The organism is Okeania sp. SIO2B9 (assembly GCF_010672505.1).
In the GTDB taxonomy this organism is placed as follows: domain Bacteria; phylum Cyanobacteriota; class Cyanobacteriia; order Cyanobacteriales; family Microcoleaceae; genus Okeania; species Okeania hirsuta.
The window spans coordinates 1-3,396 of the sequence record NZ_JAAHGK010000864.1; the positions used below are offsets into that span (position 1 = coordinate 1).

General features: G+C 30.9%; 3 protein-coding genes. 2 read left to right on the forward strand and 1 reads right to left on the reverse strand.

The features are described 5' to 3' along the window. A partial coding sequence (locus tag F6K13_RS24655; protein WP_287288663.1) for a type II restriction enzyme occupies positions 1-943 on the reverse strand: 943 nt, incomplete at its 3' end. A gap of 1,195 nt (positions 944-2,138) precedes the next feature. Here F6K13_RS24655 and bchM point away from each other — a divergent pair. Next, complete coding sequence (gene bchM / locus F6K13_RS24660; RefSeq protein ID WP_124146711.1) at positions 2,139-2,825, forward strand: magnesium protoporphyrin IX methyltransferase; 687 nt, start codon at positions 2,139-2,141, stop codon at positions 2,823-2,825. A 389-nt stretch (positions 2,826-3,214) separates the two neighbouring features. Further along, positions 3,215-3,396 (forward strand): DUF423 domain-containing protein (locus F6K13_RS24665; RefSeq protein ID WP_287288665.1); only part of this gene is annotated, 182 nt, incomplete at its 3' end.

Sequence of the window (3,396 nt, forward strand, 5' to 3'; positions counted from 1 at the left end):
TCTTTTGTCTCTCATCAAATTGATAATTTTCTGTAATTTCATCTGAAGTTAAATCATTTTCTAATAGTAGTGAAATTAAGTCTATTAATCTTTCAAATTTATTGGCTTGTGGAAATGGAATCTTTGGCGGTTCAGGAATTATTTTGATCTGATCTAATAGGAATTCTATGTCGCTTATTTGTATTTTCTCTGAAGCAATTACATAATTTTTATTTTCTACCAAGGTGATAGAATTATAGTCTGATATATCTACAAATTCATAAATAAAAAAACTGAAAATGTCGTTAGAGTAAGTCATTAATACTGGTACAACTCTCTTACTGATTTTTTTTGACCACAATCTATATGGATAATAGAGTTGTCTAATTAAAAAATCCTCAACCTTATAGTTTTTAGCTTCGATTAAAATCAAACGATCGTCAGTTTCAAAACCTGCATCTATTTCACACTGAGAGTTAGCAACATTAATTGAATATGATTGATTATTAATAGAATTTTTAATGTAAAAATCAAAAGTTCCAGTAGACATTCTGCCAGAAACGGTAAATTTAGTTTTTGAGTTAACTAAATCATCAATGATACCTATGTTAAATACACAAAGTAATGCCGAACTTTCAGAATATAAATTAGTGTAATCTATCGTTTCTATTTCTCTGGGAAACTGCCAAGGAATACTTTCAAATTTGGAGTTATATTTGACTGGTAAGTGTATATTAAAGTGACCAATAATATATTGAGAACGAGAAATTGGTAAAATAGATAGACAATTCTCTTTAAATATTTCTGGTAAGTTAACAACATGGTCAAATTTTGCCATGAGTCTGCTTTCTCGTTCCTGATTAATTTGAGATGCTTCTATTTTGAATAAGCCATTTTTATTTACCTCTTCTAAGATTTGATATTTTTCAAATAACTTTTTCCATGCTACGTCATTTTTAGTCATACCTAATTTATCTCAGTCTGGTAGCATCAGTATTGTAAGGTAAGGGTCATTTTAGTTATCAGTTATCTATTTATCAGTACCTCTGCAATAAGGAGGCTTGAAATAAGGAATAGTCTCTTTTTTCTTGTTCAATGGTCGGCCAGCGAGGAGACCCGTTCTTGCAGACCCGTTCCGAAGTACGCCATCCCACCCTACGGGAAGCTCCGAAGATCGACCGCTTTTTATCCCTTTAAAAAGGGAGGCGCATACCCACAATTTTTCGGTAAGGAAGAAAGCTGAGGCGGGGCATCTTGCCACTCAACTAGGAGATAGGGAAGAAGGCTGAAAAGCTTGAAAAATTTTACTTAAATTTCCTGTAGACATTCAAGCTTGGGTTTACACAAATGATAACAACGAACATGATATGAAAAGTTAGTAAATTGACTCAAAAAAAGGTCTAAATCATATTTTTTTTATCTTTCATTTGTTCACATTTTTTAGCTTTTTTTATCCCTGGATAATTAATGGGTTTATTCCTTTTATTTTTTTGTTTTCATCAAGTTTATTTTCCATGGATATTGGGAGATATTCCGACAATTATAATATATTTAGATTAAATCAAAGGTGGTAAACTTGGCAAAATCAAGTCAATTAATTATAGGTATCAGTCCTAAATTTCAAAAAATTAGTTATGCTATTGTTCATCTGATATAGTAACTTTAATACTTTAATTTTTTTCAATTTATTCCCAATATAAAATCCTATGAATTAATGTTATTAGTGAAACCTATCCCACTATTTTTAACAGGCTTATTTGTTTAAGTAAAATGTGTTTGAAAAGCTTAATTTTTCATTTTTAACTCTCAAAATATTTAGGGTTTTTAGCAAAAATCTTATTACTGGTATAGGTTCCACTATGTCAAGATAAAAATGACAGGTATGTTAAAATTGAGGAGCCGATCAAGCAAAATTTTTGAGAGTTTATCATGGTGACAATTTTTTGCCCTGAAGATAGGTCATAATAATCAAGTTGAGTTTAAACTATCCTTTCCATTCGTAATGTCTAGTTTCTTATGACTTTTGTCAATTATTACCCCCATGATTCTGGAAAAGTACGTTTGATAAACTAAAAATTGGCTTGACTATTTTGTTTAGACTAGGATAGTTTACAATCTTTTGTAAATTTAGTTGAGAAGTATTTTAGCATTAGGTGGACATGAAAAGTAGGACAGACGACAAAATAATTGTTCGGGAATATTTCAATTCCACTGGTTTTGAGCGGTGGCAAAGAATTTATGGAGAAGGCCAAGTAAATAAAGTACAATTAGATATTAGAAAAGGACATCAACAAACCGTTGATAACGTTCTCAGTTGGCTACAAGAAGATGGGAATTTATCCGGTTTATCAATTTGCGATGCAGGTTGTGGAGTTGGTAGTTTGAGTATTCCCTTGGCAAAAGCTGGAGCAGTTATCTATGGTAGTGACATATCAGAAAAGATGATCGCCGAAGCATATCAACGTGCTAAGTCTAGTTTAATTAGTATGGGTAACGTTAATTTTGTTGCTCAAGATTTAGAAACTTTAAGTGGTAAATATCATACAGTTATTTGTTTGGATGTGCTGATACATTATCCTCAAGAAAAAGTTGCAGATATGATTAATCATTTGATTTCTTTAGCAGAATCTAGACTTATTATTAGCTTTGCACCAAAAACTTTAGCTTTAAGTTTATTGAAAAAAGTAGGTGAGTTATTTCCTGGACCAAGTAAAACTACTCGCGCTTATCAGCATCGTGAAGCTGATATTATCAAAATTATAGAAAGTAATGGTTTTTCTATCCAAAGACAAGCAATGAACAGCACTAGCTTCTACTACTCTCGTTTACTGGAAGCTACTCGTTAGTAATTTCAATAATTGTTAAAGAAGATTGAAATTGGTACTTAATGTACTAAAAATAAATATAGTATAACTACATTTATAACTAAAATTTGAATTAACCTAAGAGTTATTTAGATTTGATATTCTCCATTGACTGTGACAAATAAGTTATATAGCTTAAATGCTCAACTGCTTAATATTAAATAACAACTATATTAGGAATATTATAAATATTTTGAGAAAAGTAGTGAAGATAAAAATAGATAAAAATTAGGGTTAATGTGATCAAAATAATTGGGTCGCGCCACCCCGCCTTTTAAGGCGAAATGTTTTTAGAGGCTTGCTCAAATCCCCTTTACAAAAACAACTTCTGACTTATGATTTCGTTAAAATGACACAGGAGTAAAAAATTAATGACTAGAATTTTTTTAGTAATAGCATCTATTCTAGGAGGTTTGTCTGTAGTCGCTGGTTCTTTTGCTTCTCATGCTTTGAAAGAAAAGTTTAGTCAATACTTTCTAGACATTTTTCAGACAGGTGCTCGTTTACAAATGTACCATTCCTTAGCTTTGTTAATGGTGGCTTTTTTATTAAC